The following is a 21,390-nucleotide window of genomic DNA, read 5'->3' as shown; positions in this document are numbered from 1 at the left end:
CTCTTCCCTACACTCTCCATCACCTATCTCCCAAAAGCTGGACACATCATCCAATTCGACTTGGATTGCGACAGAGACTACCCTACCTATTGGTCAGTGAAGAACTTCACCACCTATAATGTGGGCGGATATGGAAAGATTGTTGGAAACCCGACGTTGAAGCCATCACGAGACCTCAGCCTCTCGCTTACCTACATTCTGCACAGCAGATACGTGGCAAGTCTCTTCTTCAACAATTCGAAAGATGAATTCCGTCAGCTTCCTTACCAGAGCGACAAGAAGAAGGAGATGGAATACAAGCATGTCAACTTCGACCATGTAAACCAGGTAGGCTTGATGCTCACAGCCCCAATCAACATAGGCAACTGGTGGCAGAATCGCCTTACCTTCACTGGCGTATATCAGAACGACAAGAATTCCCACTTCTATGATCTTCCATTCGACCGCAGCAAATGGTTCTGTCAAGCCCAGTGGAACGGCACTTTTCTCTTTGGAAAGCATGTGCTTCTCAACCTCGATGCTTCCGTCCATACCGACGCCATCCAAGGAATCATCGACATCCCTGCCTCAGGCAATCTCAACGCTGCCCTCACCTGGAAGCCTCTCAAGGATGACAAGTTCCAGCTGAAAGCCTACTGCAACGACATCTTCGAGACAGGCGACAATCATCTGCACGACACCTACCGAGGTCAGCACGTCATCAACAACATGTACTTTGGCAGAATCATCGGCCTCTCCCTCATCTATCGTTTCGGCGGCTACAAGGTCAAGCAGCATGAAGAAGTAGATACTTCCAGATTCGGGAAATAAAACGAGAAAAGCTCACCAAGACCCTCAAAGTCCTGACGAGCTTTTCTCTTTTCATATACTCTATTCAAGTTTCTTTACTTCAAAATATTGACATATCCCTTATTCTGTACCAATTCAGAATTTAAATCGATGCATTTCTGAGGAATCGGGAAGACAGTGGTGTAGCCGGAGGATTCACCCTGAAGAGGCATACGGAGATCGTAGGCACCGGTGAATTTGCCGAAACGGATGAGATCCTGACGACGCCATCCTTCCCATACCAACTCCAGCAACCGCTCTTCCAGAATGTTATCGAGCGTAGCCTTACGGTAAGGCATTCCCACACGGGCACGAATCCTATTCAACTCCTCATCACCATTCTCTCCGTTTCGAACCTTTGCCTCTGCCTTCATCAATAAAGCATCTGCATAGCGGAAAAGAACTATGTCGTTACTCTGCAACTTGCCGTCCATATAAGAGGTTCTATCCACCTCATACTTCGCCATTCTCGCTCCAGCCGTCTTGACAAACTTACTGTTGGTCAAGTTTTGAGCCACTTCAAAAGGCTGATACTCCAACGGCTTTCCATTATCCATCAGCAGTTCATGACCATCTACCTTTACCACTCCCGCCACAAAGTTCATCTTGCAACGGGCATCTTCATCAACCTCGCCATAATGATTGGCTTTCATCGTAGAAATCGTAGCACAGGTACCATTCTCACTTCCCCATCCCAAGACACCGCCATGCGTATAATGGTAAGAGCGGAAGAGATAATGGAACTGGTTGGTATAGATATTCTTATCCATCGGAATCGTGAAGATATTCTCCTTCGATGTCTCATTATGCGTAGAGAAATTGAATGAATCATCCGACTCCAGGACATAGCCTTCTTCTGCCAGTTTATCACAATAATAAATGCAGGTTTCCCAGGCATTCAACTTCCTGCAGTCCACCTTATCGCCATTACGCAAAGAGGCATCAGAAGCCGGCACAGAGAAATGAATGTCACTTCCCTTCGGACGGCTCGCATAACCCTGGGTCCAGTCATCATACATATAGATTTCTGCATTCAAAGCCAATTTCGCCAACAGAAAGTTGACTACCGGCTGGGTGATGCGACCATAATAATTGCCTTCCTTATTGCTGTGCTGGTCGGGAAGTGAAGGCAATACCTGCTGCAACTCCAGAAAGACAAACTGGAAGATAGAACTGCGATCTGTCTGACCTTGGAACAGGCTGGAATGGAGCTGTTCTGCACTGGAAAGGACCAATGGAACCCGACCGAACATGTCCATAGCATAGTAATAGAACATAGCCCGGATGGCTCTTATCTCAGCCCGATATTCCTCCTGCTGTGCGGCAGAAAGCAGGGCCGACTTGTTGCTGATAATATCCAAAGACTTATTAGCCAGCACGATAACCTTATAAAGGTACTTCCACGTATCATAAAGAGACTGGTCATCGGCACTCCACCGATGCTGGTACATGGCATTCCAGAGGCCACCATCATACCAGTCGCCGCCTCGAATCGGAATCATCGCCTCATCGGTGGTCAGCGTATTATAATCGTAAATGCCACGGCAGGTGCCCTGGATGCCCTCACTCTCGTTAGCTCCACCTATATAATTATAGAGAGAAGCCACGGCATTGATATAAATATCAGATGCAGAGCCATAGATGGCATCCTCGTCCAACTGATCCTTAGGATGTTCGTCCAGGCAGGATGTCATAGACAATGCCGCCAACAGCAGAAATAAAAATCTATATCGTTTCATAACTTTCTGATTTTAGAATTGAACACTTAAACCCAATGAGAAGGTTCTGTAAACAGGATAAGTCCGCTTATCATCAATACCCATCGTACTATTCACCACGTAGCTGTTAATCATCGGAGTCAAGCCGCTGTAACTGCTGATGGTGGCAAGATTGTTGACACTCGCCGAAACTCTGAGCGACTGCACCACGCCCTTTTGGATAGGAATATCATAGCCCAGCGTGAGATTCTCTAAGTTGAGATAATCGCCCTTCTCCAGCCAATAATCAGAAACATTCTGGTCAACGATATTCTTCTCTGGAGCTCCCTTCAGCACATTATAATCCGGGAAACTCGACATATTGGTGTAGGCTAAGCCCGTACCATTGAATATCTTATGTCCGAAGGCTCCGTTCATCTGCAATGAAAGATACCAGTCGCGATAACGGAAACTGATATTGGAACCCAACGTTACCTTAGGAGTAGCCTGACCGGCAATATATCTGTCACCGCCATCACTCAAATCTACGGTTCCGTTCTTGTCCAAATCTTCGATATCATAGCGGTAATGCCCATTTCCATCTTCTATAATTCCCTTGCAATGAGGAAGATAGAACACCCCCAAAGGCTGACCAACTATCTGATAGACCACATTGTTGTAACCACCATGCTGACCGGCACCCGACAAGGCACCCATCGCAGTAATATCGGCTGCCGACATCTGCATTCCGTCATATTCACCACTCAGCGAGAGGAGTTTATTCTTCTGCCAGGAGAGATTCATATTGATGTTCAGTTCCATGTCCTTCTTCTGGATAGGAGTGAAGGAAACGCCGACCTCCAAACCCTGGTTGCTCATAGAACCCAGGTTTGCCAACAGTTTATCATAGGCAAAAGGCGGAACCGGCACATCATAGGCATAGAGCATGTCGGTGGTCTTGGAATAGTAATATTCTGCCGTCAGAACCAGCCGGTTGTTCCACACTCCCAAATCAGCTCCGATATTCCAGGTAGCGCGGGTTTCCCACTTCAGATCAGGATTGTTATTGCTAATCATTCCCATCGTAACCGTAGGAGAACTGTTCACCGAAACAATACCATTCTGCCGCACCGTATTCAAAGTGGTATAAGAAGATATTCCGCCAAGATTACCTGAGCGTCCATAGCCCGTACGCAGTTTCAGCATAGTAATTTTCTGGAGAGAACGGAGCCATTTCTCCTGCTTCATATCCCAGGAAAGAGAGACGGATGGGAAGAAACCCCAGGTATGGTCATTGCCCACCATCGAAGAACCGTCGCCACGCATGGAAACCGAAAGACTATACTTATTATATAAGGTGTAGTCGACATTGCCCATCACAGAAGCCAGGGTCGGATCTTCGTAGTTGCTGTCTGTCCCACCGAAAGGCCGTGATGCAGCAGCACCTATATTATGGTAATACATGTCGTTGTTGGTGATTCCCTTCGCAGAAGTCCAGAATCCCGTTCGGATATCCTTCTGATATTCTGCACCCACCATTGCCTTCAGATTGTGGATTCCCCACGAATGCTGATAGTTAAACGATACATTGGCAAGCCAGTCCTCGCTCTTGAACTCCCCACGATAGAGATTGCCCTGCGCCCAAACCCAGGTTGGACAGAACTGGTTGTTCTCGTTGGAAGCATAACTGTATGCTCCGAAGGCAGAAACACTCAGAGAATTTGTCATATCATAGTTCAACTTCAGATGAGCATTGAAGTTCATGTTCTTCGTATCATTACGCTCCTTGAGCAAGGCACCAGGAGGATTCACCTGAGATGCAGCCCCATTCTTCACCCAACTGCCGTTCAGCTTATCATAAGGATAAGTAGGATTCATGGCATCGGCAGAATAGAAAAGCATCTGACTGTCGAAGATATCATTGTTCTTGAAAGACGAACCGAACACGCCGAAATCTCCCGTCAGTTTATCGCCAAACGCCTTCTGGGTGACATCAATCTTAGCCACCAGATTACGATAGCCCTTGCTCCGAATAATCGTGTTATGGTCGATATAGCCAAAAGAAGCGCGGTAGTTGCTCTGCGGAGTGCCACCGCTGAAGGCCAGATAATGGTTCTGAATGTTTCCGGTTCGGGTAATCGCCTTGCGGAAATTGGTATCATATCCCTTATTGTTATACTCCAGCCCATACTTCTGTGCAGCAGCTATGTATTCGGCGGCATTGAGCATCTCCATACTTTTGTACATCGCCTCTATACCATAGTTTCCCTCGTAAGAAATCTGAAATCCCTTACCAGTACCCTTCTTGGTCTTTACCTGGATAACGCCCGAAGCACCACGGGAACCATAGAGTGCCGTTTCGCTGGCATTCTTCAGTACTGTAAAGCTCTCGATATCGGCGGGATAGATTGTAGCAAGCGTCGCCACATCAGAAGTAACACCATCAATAATCACCAGAGGATCATTGCCGCCCATGATAGAAGTTGTACCGCGAACCCGGACGGAGTTCAACATAGCAATACGGTCAAGACCATTGGTAGTGACGTTAACACCTGCCGTCTGTCCGCTCAAGGCATCCAGGGCATTATTGAGCACACCCTTCTTCAGAAGTTCAGGCTCCACTACACCCACCGAACCTGATAAGCGCAAGGAGTCTAGGCCTTCGATGTTCACAGACTGAGCACAGAGGGTTTGGGGTGCAAGAATCATCGCACCCATCGCATAAAATATGTTTTTTAAGTTCTGTTCCATAACTATTTCATCATTTAGTCAAGGTTCAAATCGATTTTCGATTGCAAATATAATAAAAAAGAGTGATTTAAAGTCCATTTCCTTGAAAAAACTTCAAAAAAACGCAGACTTAAGAGTTAAGACAGAAGAAAAGCTCGCCAAGACGTTCAAAATCTTAACGAGCTTTCTCTTTTTATATCAGTATTTTATTTCACTTTCACTTCTATCACATTCTTCGCAGCCTCAGCACTCGAACCACCTACGAAGATCTGATATTTGCCAGGAACCACACGCATGGTATTGGTCTGGGAATCCCAACCCTCGAAACTCTGGCGAGGCAGACTGATGGTTACCTGCTGCTTCTCGCCCGCCTTCAAAGTAATGCGCTTGAAGGCTTTCAGGGTCTTGATAGGTCCCTCAGCATCATCCATTCTACGAATGTAAACCTGCGCCACTTCCGTTCCTTCCCTATTACCTTTATTAGATAAAGAGAAGCTCAAGGAATAAGCCGAAGAATTCTTCACTTTCCGTTCTTCATTCTTCACTCTTCGTTCTTCATTCTTAACTTTCTTCAATGTCGGCTTTCCATATTCATACGATGTATAGCTCAATCCATGACCGAATGGGAAGAGAGCCTCACCCTTGAAATAACGGTAGGTGCGATTCTTCATCGTATAATCGAGGAAATCAGGAAGATCATTCACGCTCTTATAGAAGGTTACCGGAAGCTTGCCCGATGGATTCACCTCGCCAAAGAGTACCTTTGCCACAGCTTCGCCACCCCGTTCGCCCGGATACCAAGCCTGAAGGATAGACTCCGCATTTTCGGTTTCAGGAACCATGGCGATGGCACTGCCCGAACAGTTGACGAACACCACTCGCTTGCCAGCCCGATGCAACATCTCCATCACCTTGCGCTGAGCCTGAGGCAATTCGATATCTGTTCTGTCGCCACCCTTGAAACCCGGCTCAGAAACCTTCATCTCCTCACCCTCAAGACCAGGAGAGATTCCGCCTACGAATACCACTACGTCAGCATCGCCAACCTCAGCCAGAAGCTGAGACTCGGTTGACGTATAGTTCTTTACGATGTCAAACTGCATCACCGCCATATCAGTCTTCTGGAAATAATCCACCTGTATCTTCACCGGCTTTCCAGCCTTTACGGAGATTGGCTTGTTGAGCATCTGCACACGGGCACGTCCCTTCCATACATTCGCCACCGTATCGCCATCAATGATGAGTCGGTAGCCATCATCGCATCCCATTCTGACGTTCAAGGTTTCATCCTCTTCCGGAGTAAACAGACCCTCGTATCGGGCTGAGAAGTTGGTAAGGTTCACGCCCGGTGCAAAGACGGTATTTCCGCCATTGCTCTGGTTGATAGGCGACGTCATCACGGCAGTAGCCACAGGCTCGCCCTTCATCTCGGCATTGTTCCAATAAGTAGCCTTCATGCCTTTGCTTCCATCGGCAGAAGTCAGGAGATTGAACCGGCTTTCTGAAACTTCATTTCTTGTCAACGTGCAGGCAGGAATATACTTGGCGTCCTTCACATATTTTCTGATGCCCTTCAGGATGGTGGTGGTAGAAGTAGGATAACCCGAATAGTTGCCCCACTGCATGATGGAATCGTTGGCGTTCGGCCCCATCACTACCAACTTCATTCCTGATGATTTCAGCGGCAGAAGATTGTTCCGATTCTGAAGAAGCACGATTCCCTCTTCTGCCATTTTCTCTGCCAAATCCTTATGCGCCTTGCTGGCGACGACGGAAGATGGAATCTGAGTCCAAGGCACGTTCTCGTCCTGATCGAAATCACCCAGGCGGAAACGGGCTATCAGCAGGCGCTTCAAGCTCTCGTTCACCTTTTCCTCGCTGATCATTCCTGTCTTCACCGCCTCAGGAAGCGAACGGTAAACGCTTCCGCATTCCACGTCGGTTCCGGCACCAATTGCCTGCGCCGTAGCCTCAGCCGGAGTCTTCGCCGTACCATGTCGGCCAGGCACATAAAAGTCGTTGATGGCTCCGCAATCAGAAGTAATCAATCCCTTGAATCCCCATTCATCACGAAGAATCTGTCGTTCATACCTGGCATTGCTGCAACAAGGCGCTCCGTCAATCCGCTGATAGGCGCACATCACCTCAGCCACATTTCCATCCTGCACCAGCGATTTGAAGGCGGGCAGATAAGTCTCCCACAAATCCCGCTCAGGCAAATCCTCTACATTGAAACTGTGCCGATTCCACTCCGGACCGCTATGTACGGCAAAATGCTTGACACAGGCCAGGAGCTTGACGTATTGGGGAGCCTGTGAGGAAGCCGGAGCCAGAACTCCCGGAGCCGACATCGGTTTGCCATCAAAGGTCTGTCCCTGCAAACCATTCACCACAGCAAGTCCCATTCTTGTGGTCAGATAAGGATCTTCTCCATAAGTTTCCTGTCCACGTCCCCATCGTGGGTCGCGGAAGATATTGATATTCGGAGTCCAGAAACTCAGACTCTGGTAGCGCTTGATGTTGCCGCTCTTCTTCGCCTCCTGCGCCTTGGCTCTTGCCTCATCGCTCACGGCAGTAAACACCTTATATAATAAGGTATCGTCCCACGAAGCCGCCATGTGCATCGTGATAGGAAAAACGGTAACAAATCCGTTTCGTCCCACTCCGTGCAGCGCCTCGTTCCACCACTGGAACTGCGGAATACCCAATCGGGCGATAGCCGGAGAAGTATCCATCATCAACTTCGTCTTCTCCTCCAGGGTAAGACGGGAAAGCAAATCGTTGGCTCTAGCCTCAGCAGAAAGGTTCGGATTCTGATAAGGAAGCAGTTGCTGGGCGCTGGTTGAAAGCGACATCGCCATCAGCATCGCCATAGAAAAAAGTAGTTGTTTCTTCATTGATCTTTTATAATTTATTCGATTCATGCATTGATTTTTAAGTTGGTGACAAAGTTACACATTTTTTTTGAGATTACCGCATTATCTGGCAGAAATGTTTAAAATATTTAGCTTTTCATGCCAACTTTGTCACCCTTCAGCCGCTGGCACGCAAGTTGCTCAGCATGAGAGTGAAAGCTGAAGCCAAAAGATGAAGGAGTTCGAAAGAACAACGGAGTTCGAGACGGAGGCAATCAAAAAAGTAACAGATAAAGAACATTAATAAATAACAAGCAGAAATCCCGACGGGGCCGCAAGGAACCGGGAGGACGAGTAAAATAAAATTGGAGGTTTTAATTATGTTGTTAGCACGTAGAAATAATAATTCAGATTGGTTGAGTAACATCTTTGATGATGTATTCTTTGATACAGACGCAACACCACGTATGAATGCTACAGCCCCTGCCACTAACATCAAGGAAAGTGACAAGGATTACACCATGGAGGTTGCAGCCCCTGGCTTGAAGAAGGAGTGGGTTCGCGTAAACATCGACAATGATGGTAATCTGAACATCGCCATCGAGAACAAGATGGAGCACAAGAACGAAGACAAGCACGAGCACTATCTGCGCCGTGAGTTCTCTTACAGCAATTACCAGCAGACCTACACACTCCCTGAGGATGCCGACCGTGAGAAGATTTCAGCTAAGGTAGCTGATGGTGTTCTTGAGGTTCTGATTCCAAAGCTTACTCCTAAGGAGGAGACTAAGGCTACCAAGAATATCGAAGTCAAATAATCATCTCCCATAAATGATCGAGGCAGATTCCAAGGCAATTTGGAATCTGCTTTTTTTTGTGCCTATACCCCATGATTTCTTTCCTGATTCTTGCTCCTTTCATAAATAATGTGTAATTTTGCATCCTGAAACAAAATAGCAAGTAAGCAAATAGGCTACAAGATAGATGGAAGAGCGAAAAATCATACACATCGATATGGATGCTTTCTTTGCGGCAGTAGAGCAGAGAGACAATCCGGAGCTTCGAGGCAAACCGATTGCGGTGGGCTTCGACGGTCCCCGTGGTGTGGTTTCCACTGCCAGTTATGAGGCCCGCAAATGGGGCGTTCATTCGGCGCAATCCATCGCCCAAGCCAAGAAGCGCTGTCCGGAACTCATCATCGTACCTTGCCGACACGAACATTACGCTGAAATTTCCCAACAGATTCACCGCATCTTTCAGGAATACACCGACCTTATCGAACCCATTTCCATCGACGAAGCCTTCCTCGATGTTACCCAAAACAAGAAGGGAATAGAGCTGGCGGTGGATGTGGCCAAGGAAATCAAGGCAAGAATCAAGGAAGCTACAGGACTTACCGCCTCGGCAGGCATCAGCTATTGCAAGTTCCTGGCAAAGGTAGCTTCGGATTACCGCAAGCCCGACGGCATCTGCACCATACATCCCGACAAGGCACTCGACTTCATAGCCCAGCTCCCCGTGGAGGATTTCTGGGGTGTAGGCCAAAAGACCCTGAAAAAGATGCATTTCATGGGCATCTTCAATGGTGCTGACCTGCGAAAGGTTTCGGAAAAACATCTCGTAGAGGTTTTCGGAAAGGCTGGTCACATCTTCTATAATTTCGCAAGAGGAATAGACAACAGGCCCGTCATCACATACCGAGAAAGGAAATCCGTGGGCTGCGAACAGACTTTCCTGGAAGACATCTCAGCAAAATCGGCAGTGGTCATCGAGCTTTACCATACGGTAATGGAACTTCTGGAGCGCATCGAAAAGAGCGGTTTCGAGGGTCGCACCCTGACACTGAAAGTAAAGTATTCCGACTTCACCCAGATAACCCGTAGCATCTCGCAAGAGAAGATTCTAAAGAAAAAAGCAGACATTCTTCCGCTAGCCAAGCAATTGCTGCAACTGGTGGATTACTCCTCCGCCCACCCCATCCGCCTGCTGGGCTTATCGGTGAGCAACGCATCATCAGAAGAAGCCAAGAAGGAAGACAAGTTGAATTCTTCCCGAAAACCCGAATACAGGGAATTGGAACTGGAATTCGAGGAATGGGAATCGTGAGAATGGAAGCGGTAAACGGAAAGCGTGCATGTTCTGTTTGATTAGATAAAGATTAAGATTAAGATAAAGACAAAGATTAAGATTATGACAAAGCAAAGACAGCGTCTGGTAGAAGTGCCGTTCAACAAGACGGATTGCGGCGTAGATTTCTACATCAACACAGCTTATGGCAGCGAGTGCCTTTGGGTGCTTACGGAGCATGAAGTATTCAAGACCGACTTCTTCGAGATATTTTTCATCAAGAAAGCTAATGGCTACGTGCTGATAGACTATAGGAAGATAAACCTGAAAGACGGCATGGTGCTCATTGTGAAGCCACACCAGCAGCAGGAATGGCACATTGATGAGGCGGCTCTCGACTACGAATTTTTGATATTCCGTGAAGATTTCATGCGAACCTTCATTGCCGACAAATTCTTTGTCTATCGTCTGCAATACTGCCAGCAGACCGAAACACCACCCTATTTGATGTGTTCGGGAAATGAATGCGAAGAATATCATCAGCTGCTCAAGAAAATACGGGCAGAGCTTCGGCAGCCTCAAGCCGACAGCTACAACATCATCGTCAGCGTACTCTACTATCTGCTGGCAATTATGAATCGCCATTATGTCCGTGAGCATCAATTGCCTCAGGCTGCACCTAAGAATTCTTATGCCTTTCAGTTTGTGGAATTGATGGAAACCCACATCCGGAAGTTGCAGCGTGTGCAGGACTACGCCTCGCTGCTCAAGATAAGCCGCATCACACTGAACCATAGCGTGATGGCGCAGTATGGAGTGTCGGCTACCTATCTGCTGAAACAGCGACTGTTGGCAGAAATCAAAAACGAGCTTCTGTTCACTAGCAAGTCCATAAGTGAGATAGCCTATGCTTTCAGTTTCCCCGAACCACCCCACCTGATGCGTTTTTTCAAGCAGCAGACGGGCAAGACATGTAGAGAATTCCAGGAGGACTATAAGAATGGGGTGTATGAATGAGAATGATTTATCATTTTGGTAGTTTTTAGCGGTTTTCTGGTATCTGATAAATCAGCATTTTCTCATACTTTTGCAGTCGAAATAATGAAGGTAAATATTTAATGAAAATAAAAATCACATAAGTATGAAGAAAATGATTTTGATGCAGACTTCAATGTCTGCTTTTACTCAGTTGAATGCAAAGAACTACATCCGCCTCATTCGCAACGCTACGTTGAAGATGGAATATGCAGGTAAGCAAATTCTTGTTGATCCATTGCTTGGTGCCAAAGGCTCTTCCGTGTCGGCTCTTGGCGTAAATCCAAATCCCCGAGTAAACTTGACGATGCCCGTGGAAGAAGTGCTTGATGGACTGGATTTCACACTCTTGACTCACAACCATCCTGACCATTATGATGAAACTGCAGTCAAGCTGATTCGCAAGGATATGCCTTGGTTCGTACAGACTGAAGATGTAGAGCAGGTTAAGGAGAAAGACGGTTTTTCTCGTGCAGTGGGCATTGCAGACTGCATTGAGTATGAAGGAATCACCATTATCCGCATCAGAGGTAATCATGGACGTGGACAACTTGGTGAGCAAATGGGACCAAGTTCTGGTTACATTCTCAAAGCCAAGAAACAGCCAACCATTTACATTATGGGCGATTGCATTTGGGATGAGAAGACCCAGATAGCAGTATCAACCTATAAGCCAGATTATATAGTAATCAATACTGGTGGAAACATTTTCCTTCCACAATCAAAGACAGATGGAGATATCACGATGAATGAAATGGAAGCTATGCAAATGCTGAAGGACTGCGATCCTCAGATTCGTTTTATTGCGGTTCATATGGATGCCATAGATCATGGACAGACAACAAGGGCTATTCTCCGTAATCAGGCTGAATACGAAAAGGTGGATAAAAAACGCCTGATGATACCAGAAGACGGACAAGTATTGAAATTATGACACAGATAGAAATACTGAAAAAAAATATTCAGGAGGCAGAAGCCATCATCGTGGGTGGCGCCTCTGGATTGTCGGCAGCGGCAGGTTTCCGCTTTTACTATATGAACGATGCCACATTCAAACAGATAGCCGGACAGTTGGGCGAGAAATATCATGCTGATGGTTTTTTCCCACTGTTTTATCATCCGCAAATCAAAAAAGGGGAGCTATGGGCAGCATTGCTCCGCGAGTACAAATACTTGTATGAGTGTTATACTGGTGAGCCATACGAGGATCTGGCTGAACTACTCAAAGGCAAGAACTATTATATTGCCACCACCAATCAGGATGCGCAGTTTTTCCGCACCTTCCCTGCCGAGAAGATTACTCGCATTCAGGGCGATTTCCGCTACTGGCAGTGTAAGCATACTTGTACAGACGAGATTTATCCCAACAAGGAGAAGGTGTATGAGTTGCTGGACAAGATAGAAGGTGACAGACTGCCCGACGACCTGATTCCCCGTTGTCCACATTGTGGTACGGAGATGGTTCCATGGTGGCGCAGTCGTGAGTTTCTGGAGGGTAGCTATTACCGAAAAGAAATGCAACGCTATCTGGATTTCCTCAAGGAGAACATGAACAAGAAAGTGCTTTTCCTCGAACTTGGTGTGGGTATGATGACTCCAATGTTTATCAAGGAGCCATTTATGAACATGGTATATCGCTGGCCCAATGCCACTTATGCTGTAATCAATCCAAAGGATGCTTATGTTCCAAAGGTGATTGCCAAAAAGAGTATTGCCATTAAGGAAGATATCGCTGTGACATTAAAGAAACTGTTGGGCAAACCGGCAGATCATATCGTATCAGATACAAATTTCGAACCAGGAAGAATATATTAAATATGAATGCAAATATCACTCTTGCCCAAGAATGGATTGCCCAAGCAGATGCCATTCTCATAGGAGCCAGCAACGGACTCTCTATCGCCGAGGGCTATCATATCTTTGCCAACAACGAGATGTTTCGAAGGCAGTTTGGCGACATGCAGCAGCAATATGGTTTCAGAAATGTTGTGGAAGGTCTTTACTTTCAATATCCTACTGCTGAAGCACGCTTAGAGTTCCACAGACGATTGGTGAAGTTTTGGGTAGACGATTACGAACCTTCACAGGTAATGCATAACCTTATGAAAGTGATTGGCCAGAAGGATTACTTCATCCTTACCAGCAATGGCGACTTGCATCTGGAGAAATCAGGGTTTGATGAAAAACGCATCTTCGAGATAGAAGGTGTCATGACCGACCTTTTTGCAGCGCCAGACCCCAAGAAAAAAACACTCTTCCATCACTTTCTTACAAAATATTCTGGCAAAAAACTCGTTATCTTAGAGTTGGGTATTGGTTCGCGCAACCGACTCATCAAGCTACCTATCATGCAGCTGGCTTATCGTGAGCCGAATGCTAAATATATCACGCTCAACATGCCACAAGAGCTCTATATTCCACAGGAGATAGCAGAAAAGAGTGTGGGCATTGCTGGCGATATTGCCCAGTCGCTCATAGAATTAAATACAAATGGATAGACAAGGACATTACAGAACAATAGGAAGGGACGAGGGAGCATACCGCTCTTTCGTCCCAACCCCTTTGCAGGATATTCACCTGGAAATGGATGAAGAAATGCAAACATTGCTTGAGCAAGCACATGAAAGATTGAAGAATCGCAACCTCTCTGATATTGATGCATTGCAGAAGGAAGAAGTTGAGAATTCCGTGAATCTGGTATATGGCGAAAAGAAGTCTTTAGCCTTAGCTTTCTTTCAAACAGATGATAAGGAAGATAAGGAAGACAAGGAAGACAAGAAACGCAAATTTGATGAACAAAACCTTCTTCAAGCCACAAGGTTTGCCATAGAGCGTATGCAGAAACTGCCTATTAGCAGCCGATTGCTCAAGGATGTTCACTGGGTAATGATGCAAGGAGAGCACAATGAAAGGAAATACCCTGGTGAGATGCGCACCTCACCCATCTGGCTTGGAACAAAAGATGACACGCTGGCAACTGCTCCCTTCATTCCACCGGTCTATGAGGATATGGCAAAGTCTATTGCCGACTTAGAAAACTATATCCATTACGAGGAACAGACTGATGTCCTCATCATGGCGGCGCTCATTCATTATCAATTTGAAATGATTCATCCATTCATCGATGGAAATGGAAGAATAGGCCGGTTGCTAACCCTGCTCTTTTTGATGGATAGGAATGTCATCCAGCAACCTGTGCTCTCGCTTTCAAAAAATCTGATGAGCAGTTCTTTCAAATACTTCACCGGCATTGCTTCTGTTGAAGTATCTGGAACATACGAAAAATGGGTGAAGTATTTTCTACAACAATTGTAAGAAATAAGAATAGAATTTAGAATAGAACAAAAATGAAGAAAACAATTCCAGTAATAGGCATGGCTTGCAGCGTATGCTCTGCCAATGTTGAAAAGAAACTGCAGTCGCTAGAAGGCATCAACTCCGCCTCGGTTTCCCTGGCGAGCCGAACTGCCCTGGTAGATTATGACCCCGACATCATCTCTCTGGAAGATATGAAACGGGAAATCAGCAACGCCGGCTACGACCTCGTCATCGAAAACGACAAAAGCGTGGAGGAAATCAACCGCCGTGAGTTCACCCTCCTGCGCCGCCGAACCCTGGCATCCTGGCTCTTCGCCATCCTGACCATGTGTTTCTCCATGGGCTGGATTTCCCTGGGCATGGAACAGAATATGATTTCAGATGGCGTTGCCTCGGCTCATCATACCAGTTCCTTCGCTAACCAGATTTGTCTGCTCCTGGCACTCGCCAACCTGCTCTACTGCGGCAAACAGTTTTATGTTTCCGCCTGGAAGCAGCTCCTGCATCATACGGCAAACATGGATTCGCTCGTGGCACTCAGCACCCTCATCGCCTTCCTCTTCAGCACCTTCAACACCTTCTTCGGCGAAATGGTATGGGGAGCGAGAGGCATAGAATGGCACACTTATTTTGATGCTTCCGTGATGATCATCACCTTCGTGCTGACCGGCAGATGCCTGGAAGAAAAGGCGAAAGACAGTACGGCGAGCAGCATCCGCCAACTGATGGGAATGCAGCCGAAAACCGCCCGACTGGTGACTTACGAGAAGATAGAAGGCACCAACGACTACAAGATGGAGGAAGTTCCGATTTCCACCATTCAGATAGGCGACATGATAGAGGTAAGAGCCGGCGAGAAGATTCCGGTGGATGGCGTGGTTACCCAGGCAGAGAGTTTCATGACTCCCGATGCTGCCTATGTAGATGAAGCGATGATCAGCGGCGAACCGACTCCGGCGATGAAAAAGGCAGGCGACAACGTGCTGGCTGGCACCATTCCGAGTCAGGGAAAGCTCCGCATGAGAGCCAAGCAGATTGGCGAGAACACCGCCCTGGCACACATCATCCGCATGGTTCAGGAGGCGCAGGGCAGTAAGGCACCCGTGCAGCGCATTGTGGATAAGGCGGCTCTGATTTTCGTTCCAGCCGTGGCAGCCATCGCCCTCATCACCTTTTTAACATGGTGGCTGACAGGCGGCAACGCTGCTCTTCCGCAGGCCATCCTTTCAGCCGTAGCCGTATTGGTCATCGCCTGTCCATGCGCCATGGGCTTAGCTACTCCTACCGCCCTGATGGTGGGCATCGGCAAGGCGGCGCAGAAGCAAATCCTTATCAAGGATGCGTCGGCGCTGGAGAATCTCCACAAGATCAACGCCCTCGTCATCGACAAGACCGGCACCCTCACCATTCCTAACCAGAACATCGATTTCACCAAGCAGGAGGATTTGGATCTGGAGACGAGAGAGACCCTCAAGCCTCATGCCCAGGAAGCAATGAAGCAGTTGCAGGAAAGGGGAATAGAGGTCTATATGATGAGTGGCGACAAGGAGCAAGCAGCTCACTACTGGGCAGAGAAAGCCGGCATCAAGCATTACCAGAGCAAGGTGCTGCCTGGCGACAAGCAGGCATTGGTAAAGAAACTTCAGGATGAAGGCAAACAGGTAGCAATGGTGGGCGACGGAATCAACGACACCCAGGCCCTGGCCCTTGCCAACGTGAGCATGGCGATAGGAAAGGGAACGGATGTGGCGATGGATGTGGCGCAGATTACGCTGATGAGCGACGACCTTCTGGCACTTCCAGAAGCCGTAAAACTGAGCCAGAAGACGGTTCACATGATTTGGCAGAATCTCTTCTGGGCGTTCATCTACAACATCATCTGCATCCCGCTGGCAGCCGGCGTCCTTCATATCTTCGACATTGATTTCCAGATAACTCCGATGTGGGCAAGTGCCCTGATGGCCTTCTCAAGTGTGAGCGTAGTACTTAATTCGCTGAGACTGAGATTGGCGTAAAAGTTGAATAAAAAATGGCAGAAATTCTTGGTAGTTTCAACAAAAAAGTGTATCTTCGCAGCAGAAATGCAATATTGCGTCCACGACCATATAAAACGTAAGAAAATGGCAAGATTTATAGACCCACGTGTCGATTGGGCTTTCAAGCGAATCTTTGGAAGCGAAGACACTAAAGAATGCCTGATAACATTCCTCAACGGATTGTTTGAAGACGAGTTGGTAATCAAGGACGTGACGTTTGCCAAGACCGAAAAACTTGGCTTGCGCCCCGATGACCGTGGTGTGGTCTTCGATGTCTATTGCGTCACAAACGAGGACAAGCATGTCATCGTCGAGATGCAGAAGAAAGAACAGGAATACTTTGCCGACAGGGCATTGTATTACACGGCACGTGCCATTGTGCAACAAGGCGTTCGTGGAATCTGGGACTATCACTTGGCTCCAGTCTATACGGTATGTTTCATGGATTTCGTGTCGTCGAGTCCGATATTAAAGAAGTTTCGCACCGACTTGGTGCTTACCGATTTGCAGACACGCCAGCTAGTGTCCGACAGGATGCGTATTGTGTACCTCCAACTGCCCTAGTTCGACAAGCATACGGAGGCAGAGTGTATGGATATATTTGATTGTTGGATTTATATAATGAAGAATATGAATATGTTTGAGCAGATGCCATTCAGCGAGAAGTATCCAGTCTTCCGCAAGTTGGCAGAGATAGGCGACCTCCGCAAGCTTTCCCGCGAGGAACTTGAGCTTTATGATGAGGACATCAAGAATATGCGTGATATATATGCCACCAGAAAGTTTGATGAGAAGAGAGGTATGGAAAAAGGAATAGCGAAAGGGCGTGCTGAAGGTGAACTGTCTAAAGGTTTGGAAGTAGCCCGTAACTTGTTGACAATGGGGATGTCTTGGCCTCAAATCATGCAGGCTACCGGATTGACAGAAGAACAATTGAAGCCGCTTAAGTCTTAGTGTACGTTATCCTCTTTACACTTTTTGTTGTGAAGTTATCCGTCTATTCTGCATTTCATCGTTGAGATGCAGAACAGATGGGTACCCTTCTTTGTGAATCGTACTAGTGGTTCTTATATCTCTATCCTTTTGGACATCCTGGAATACTACAAGCCATATATCAACAAATATAAGACTGTGGTAACAGGTAAGGAAAGCCGATTTACCTACGACCATACCGGCAAAGGTAATTTTACTTTCTTCCTGGACTATGCTTTTACAAATACAGAAGTTAAAGACTATAAACTATATTCCTGGGAGAAGTCCAATAGGATGAGTGACCATCTTCCGATCTGTGTTGAGGTCTAGAAATGTGAAATATATTACTTTTTGTACAGCATTTAAACATTGAATATATGAAAGGATATGCAAAGCCATTAAATGAGTTCATCTGTGGACAACAAATCCAATTTGTGATTCCGGTTTACCAGCGTAATTACGACTGGTTACAAGATAATTGCGACCAGTTGTTGAGTGATTTAGTTAAGTTGATACACTCAGGTAGAACATCCCATTTTTTCGGTTCTATCGTAACATCAGTAGCAGGAACCGGCTTCAGTCGTCTCGTCATTGATGGGCAGCAGCGTTTGACAACAATCTCTCTTCTGCTTCTTGCTGGAATAAAAGCCGTCAATGACGGATTGCTTGAAATCTCTAATGAGAGCCGCAAGGATGAAGCTTATGATTTGTTCTTGAATGCAAAATATTGCAATTCAGAGCGCAAGATAAAACTTGTTCCTATTGAAAACGACAGATTTGCTTATGATAAAATCTTCAATGGTGAAGATGAATTGGATGAGGATTCAAAGATTACCCGTAATTTCCGCCATTTCTATGATAAGCTGACAAGAAAGCCGCAACAACTGACATTTGATAATTTGCTTGATGCTGTTGAGCATCTTCAGATTATTTCTATAGAGTTGGATGCTGATGATGATGCGCAGCTAATCTTTGAAAGTTTAAATTCAACAGGTCTAGCTCTTACAGAAGCTGATAAAATAAGAAATTACCTTCTGATGTCATTAACAGCAGAAGAGCAACAGTTGTGCTTTAAAAATTATTGGCAGAAGATTGAGTCTGCAACCGAATATAATCCGACAAAATTCCTTCGAGACTATTTAACCATAAAGCAACAGTTGCAGCGCCCTGTTCGTCTTTCTAACATATATTTTGAGTGGAAAAAGTATATGGATGGTCGTGATAGAAAACAGGAAATGGTGGAGATGTTGGATTATGCCCGCTATTACCAGCAAGTTACGGAAGCTCAGATGGAAACAAGCAAATTGTCGGCAAAAATGCGCCATATTTGCAATATAGAATCGGATGTAACCAATGTTTTCTTTATTCAGTTCCTGAAGTATGCGGCAACGAATAATTTATCCTATGATGAAATAGATAAGGTGATTGACGTTGTAGAAAATTATTTGGCAAGACGAATCATTTGCAATATGCCTGGTAATGCTTTAACTCAGGTTTTCTGTGCACTTCATAAGGATGTTCTGAAAAGTATAGATGAATACCAGTCTGCAGGTATTCCGTTAACATATTCTTACTCAGATATTCTTGCTTATCATATCATGCGTCGAGATGGTAATTACCAGTTGCCAAGAGATGTGCAGTTTGTAACAGCAATTCAAACCCGTGATGCTTATCATATGTTGAAGCCTTATCAGATATTCCTTTTTGAACGATTGGAAAATTCTGTACCTGGAGAATACAATGATGTTGCGACAGATATGAAAAAGAAAGATGCAACGATAGAACATATAATGCCGCAAACCCTCAATGGTGAATGGAAGAATATGCTGGGCGACAACTATGAAGAAATTCAAGAGCAATATCTACATACTTTTGCCAACTTAACGCTTACAGGTATTAATAGTGAATTAAGCAATAAGGCCTTTGAAATAAAACGTGACGGCAAGAACAATGGTGATGTAGTTTGCCCTGGATATAAAGATTCTAAATATCGCTTGACCAAGTGGGTGACGAAATGTGAAAAGTGGAGTGAAGAGGAATTGCAAAAGAGAAGTGAAGAAATTGTGAAAACATTTCTGCGTCTCTATCCGTTGCCAAAGCCAACTTTCAAACCTTTGGCAAAACCGATAGATGAGGTCTCACTGGATGAAGAAACTTTCACACCAACAAATAGAGTTTTGACAGGTTTCCGTTTGTTTGGTCGTGACTATACGGAAACTACATGGAAGGACATGCTCTTGACAGTGGTAAAGGTGGTCATGGAACAACATGCAGATGTTGTTGATAGTCTTTATGATAAAGAGGGATTTTTCTGGTCTGAGAAGAATGCCGATGATAGATATTGCACACAAATTGCTCCACATAAATATTTGTGGACATCAATGGATAATAGAAGTAAGCTCCGCTGTTTGCGATATTTGTTTGATAAATGCGACATTGCAGAATCAGAATTAGTTATGTTGCTTGAACCTGTTAAGGAATAATTACTATTAAACAAGTCACCCTGTAAGAAAAAGCGTTATAATTAGATGCTTTTGCCCTTACAGGGCGATTTGTGGATAACTGGTTTACCCAAGGTGCTGCCCTGGGCTAGGTGGTTCTACCCTTTCAGAACGTGTGGAGCTTACTTGAGAGAGTTTAGTTCTTCCTCTTTTCTCTCCCCATACCTTTTCCTTACCCTCTTTTAGAAAGAAAATTCTAGAAATTCTTGGCAGTTTCAATAAAAAAGTGTATCTTCGCAGCAGAAATGCAATATTGCGTCCACGACCATATAAAACGTAAGAAGATGGCTAGATTTATAGACCCACGTGTCGATTGGGCTTTCAAGCGAATCTTTGGAAGCGAAGACACTAAAGAATGCCTGATAACATTCCTCAACGGACTGTTTGAAGACGAGTTGGTAATCAAGGACGTGACGTTTGCCAAGACCGAAAAACTTGGCTTGCGCCCCGATGACCGCGGTGTGGTCTTCGATGTCTATTGCGTCACAGACGAGGGCAAGCATATCATCGTCGAGATGCAGAAGAAAGAACAGGAATACTTTGCCGACAGGGCATTGTATTACACGGCACGTGCCATTGTGCAGCAAGGCGTTCGTGGAATCTGGGACTATCACTTGGCTCCAGTCTATACGGTGTGTTTCATGGATTTCGTGTCATCGAGTCCGATATTAAAGAAGTTTCGCACCGACTTGGTGCTTACCGATTTGCAGACACGCCAGCTAGTGTCCGACAGGATGCGTATTGTGTACCTCCAACTGCCCTTGTTCGACAAGCACACGGAGGCAGAGTGTATGGATATATTTGATTGTTGGATTTATATAATGAAGAATATGAACATGTTTGAGCAGATGCCATTCAGCGAGAAGTATCCAGTCTTCCGCAAGTTGGCAGAGATAGGCGACCTCCGCAAGCTCTCTCGCGAGGAACTAGAGCTTTATGACGAGGACATCAAGAATATGCGTGATATATATGCCACCAGAAAGTTTGATGAGAAGAGAGGAATGGAAAAAGGAATAGCGAAAGAAAAGATAGCCACAGCTTACCGCCTTTTGTCAATGGGACTTTCTGAAGCACAAGTATCAACGGCCACAGAGCTTCCACTGGAGGAAATTCAGAAAATAAGAAAATAAGAACTGGCTTTGAAAAATTGATTTATGAGACTTCTTGGCATTCAAACCAAGAAGTCTCTTTTATAAATATAGACAACACACTTTTCCTATAAATCAATAGTTAAAAACTACACTTTTCCTATAAAAACGAGGGATAAAAAACACACTTTTCCTACGAAAATAGGGGTTAGAAACCACACTTTTCATCCCCTCAGAAGGCAAAAATAAGAGGGGGTAAAAGG

14 protein-coding genes and 2 pseudogenes are annotated in these 21,390 nt (G+C 45.8%); 13 read left to right on the top strand and 3 right to left on the bottom strand.

Translation table 11 applies throughout. From position 1 onward, the window contains the following. Nucleotides 1-3 precede the first annotated feature (3 nt). A pseudogene (locus tag KUA49_RS05385) lies at nucleotides 4-810 on the top strand (outer membrane beta-barrel protein); the annotation flags it as partial. A 74-nt stretch (nucleotides 811-884) separates the two neighbouring features. Here the strand turns inward: KUA49_RS05385 and KUA49_RS05380 are convergent. The 3 genes from KUA49_RS05380 to xyl3A all read right to left on the bottom strand — a co-directional run bounded on the left by KUA49_RS05380 (nucleotide 885) and on the right by xyl3A (nucleotide 8,152). Continuing rightward, nucleotides 885-2,567 carry a RagB/SusD family nutrient uptake outer membrane protein gene (locus KUA49_RS05380; protein ID WP_218412332.1) on the bottom strand — a complete coding sequence of 561 codons (1,683 nt, stop codon included), beginning with the start codon at nucleotides 2,565-2,567 and terminating at the stop codon, nucleotides 885-887. Between the two features lie 12 nt (nucleotides 2,568-2,579). Continuing rightward, on the bottom strand, nucleotides 2,580-5,276 hold the full coding sequence (locus KUA49_RS05375) for a SusC/RagA family TonB-linked outer membrane protein (protein WP_412178599.1): 2,697 nt from the start codon (nucleotides 5,274-5,276) through the stop codon (nucleotides 2,580-2,582). 185 nt (nucleotides 5,277-5,461) lie between these two features. Then, nucleotides 5,462-8,152 carry a xylan 1,4-beta-xylosidase gene (gene xyl3A, locus KUA49_RS05370; protein WP_218412331.1) on the bottom strand — a complete coding sequence of 897 codons (2,691 nt, stop codon included), beginning with the start codon at nucleotides 8,150-8,152 and terminating at the stop codon, nucleotides 5,462-5,464. Between the two features lie 338 nt (nucleotides 8,153-8,490). Here xyl3A and KUA49_RS05365 point away from each other — a divergent pair, with 338 nt between their 5' ends. The 12 genes and pseudogenes from KUA49_RS05365 to KUA49_RS05310 all read left to right on the top strand — a co-directional run bounded on the left by KUA49_RS05365 (nucleotide 8,491) and on the right by KUA49_RS05310 (nucleotide 21,169). Continuing rightward, entirely contained in the window at nucleotides 8,491-8,928 is a 438-nt protein-coding gene (locus KUA49_RS05365; RefSeq protein WP_203050350.1) for an Hsp20/alpha crystallin family protein, read from the top strand. Between the two features lie 166 nt (nucleotides 8,929-9,094). Next, nucleotides 9,095-10,216, top strand: a complete 1,122-nt coding sequence (gene dinB / locus KUA49_RS05360) for a DNA polymerase IV (protein WP_203050352.1) — start codon at nucleotides 9,095-9,097, stop codon at nucleotides 10,214-10,216. A gap of 84 nt (nucleotides 10,217-10,300) precedes the next feature. Then, nucleotides 10,301-11,194: a helix-turn-helix domain-containing protein gene (locus KUA49_RS05355; RefSeq protein ID WP_203050354.1), complete on the top strand. Its 894-nt coding sequence runs from the start codon at nucleotides 10,301-10,303 to the stop codon at nucleotides 11,192-11,194. A gap of 124 nt (nucleotides 11,195-11,318) precedes the next feature. Then, nucleotides 11,319-12,146, top strand: a complete 828-nt coding sequence (locus KUA49_RS05350; protein ID WP_318331676.1) for an MBL fold metallo-hydrolase — start codon at nucleotides 11,319-11,321, stop codon at nucleotides 12,144-12,146. Next, nucleotides 12,143-13,027: an NAD-dependent protein deacetylase gene (locus tag KUA49_RS05345; RefSeq protein WP_218412330.1), complete on the top strand. Its 885-nt coding sequence runs from the start codon at nucleotides 12,143-12,145 to the stop codon at nucleotides 13,025-13,027. The genes KUA49_RS05350 and KUA49_RS05345 overlap by 4 nt, the downstream gene beginning before the upstream one ends. A gap of 2 nt (nucleotides 13,028-13,029) precedes the next feature. Beyond that, nucleotides 13,030-13,710: a hypothetical protein gene (locus tag KUA49_RS05340; protein WP_218412329.1), complete on the top strand. Its 681-nt coding sequence runs from the start codon at nucleotides 13,030-13,032 to the stop codon at nucleotides 13,708-13,710. Further along, nucleotides 13,703-14,527, top strand: a complete 825-nt coding sequence (locus tag KUA49_RS05335) for a Fic family protein (RefSeq protein WP_218412328.1) — start codon at nucleotides 13,703-13,705, stop codon at nucleotides 14,525-14,527. Before KUA49_RS05340 ends, KUA49_RS05335 begins: the two co-directional genes overlap by 8 nt. A 32-nt stretch (nucleotides 14,528-14,559) precedes the next feature. Further along, nucleotides 14,560-16,545 carry a heavy metal translocating P-type ATPase gene (locus KUA49_RS05330; RefSeq protein ID WP_218412327.1) on the top strand — a complete coding sequence of 662 codons (1,986 nt, stop codon included), beginning with the start codon at nucleotides 14,560-14,562 and terminating at the stop codon, nucleotides 16,543-16,545. 66 nt (nucleotides 16,546-16,611) lie between these two features. Then, nucleotides 16,612-17,520: pseudogene (locus KUA49_RS05325) on the top strand (Rpn family recombination-promoting nuclease/putative transposase). A gap of 93 nt (nucleotides 17,521-17,613) precedes the next feature. Then, a complete protein-coding gene (locus tag KUA49_RS05320; protein WP_218412324.1) occupies nucleotides 17,614-17,868 on the top strand; it encodes a hypothetical protein in 255 nt (84 codons plus the stop codon). Nucleotides 17,869-17,915: 47 nt separating this feature from the next. Further along, nucleotides 17,916-20,021: a DUF262 domain-containing protein gene (locus KUA49_RS05315; protein WP_218412323.1), complete on the top strand. Its 2,106-nt coding sequence runs from the start codon at nucleotides 17,916-17,918 to the stop codon at nucleotides 20,019-20,021. A gap of 302 nt (nucleotides 20,022-20,323) precedes the next feature. Continuing rightward, entirely contained in the window at nucleotides 20,324-21,169 is an 846-nt protein-coding gene (locus tag KUA49_RS05310) for an Rpn family recombination-promoting nuclease/putative transposase (protein WP_218412322.1), read from the top strand. Nucleotides 21,170-21,390: the final 221 nt, after the last annotated feature.

Source organism: Segatella copri, assembly GCF_019249655.2.
In the GTDB taxonomy this organism is placed as follows: Bacteria; Bacteroidota; Bacteroidia; order Bacteroidales; family Bacteroidaceae; genus Prevotella.
This window is presented reverse-complemented; position numbering and strand designations above follow the sequence as displayed.

Bases quoted from the DNA above. Each gene is read 5' to 3' on its own strand.
- KUA49_RS05315 (WP_218412323.1), top strand. From the start codon at position 17,916: ATGAAAGGATATGCAAAGCCATTAAATGAGTTCATCTGTGGACAACAA.
- KUA49_RS05365 (WP_203050350.1), top strand. From the start codon at position 8,491: ATGTTGTTAGCACGTAGAAATAATAATTCAGATTGGTTGAGTAACATC.
- KUA49_RS05375 (WP_412178599.1), bottom strand. From the start codon at position 5,276: ATGGAACAGAACTTAAAAAACATATTTTATGCGATGGGTGCGATGATT.
- KUA49_RS05330 (WP_218412327.1), top strand. From the start codon at position 14,560: ATGAAGAAAACAATTCCAGTAATAGGCATGGCTTGCAGCGTATGCTCT.
- KUA49_RS05350 (WP_318331676.1), top strand. From the start codon at position 11,319: ATGAAGAAAATGATTTTGATGCAGACTTCAATGTCTGCTTTTACTCAG.
- KUA49_RS05380 (WP_218412332.1), bottom strand. From the start codon at position 2,567: ATGAAACGATATAGATTTTTATTTCTGCTGTTGGCGGCATTGTCTATG.
- KUA49_RS05355 (WP_203050354.1), top strand. From the start codon at position 10,301: ATGACAAAGCAAAGACAGCGTCTGGTAGAAGTGCCGTTCAACAAGACG.
- KUA49_RS05310 (WP_218412322.1), top strand. From the start codon at position 20,324: ATGGCTAGATTTATAGACCCACGTGTCGATTGGGCTTTCAAGCGAATC.
- dinB (WP_203050352.1), top strand. From the start codon at position 9,095: ATGGAAGAGCGAAAAATCATACACATCGATATGGATGCTTTCTTTGCG.
- xyl3A (WP_218412331.1), bottom strand. From the start codon at position 8,152: ATGAAGAAACAACTACTTTTTTCTATGGCGATGCTGATGGCGATGTCG.
- KUA49_RS05335 (WP_218412328.1), top strand. From the start codon at position 13,703: ATGGATAGACAAGGACATTACAGAACAATAGGAAGGGACGAGGGAGCA.
- KUA49_RS05345 (WP_218412330.1), top strand. From the start codon at position 12,143: ATGACACAGATAGAAATACTGAAAAAAAATATTCAGGAGGCAGAAGCC.
- KUA49_RS05340 (WP_218412329.1), top strand. From the start codon at position 13,030: ATGAATGCAAATATCACTCTTGCCCAAGAATGGATTGCCCAAGCAGAT.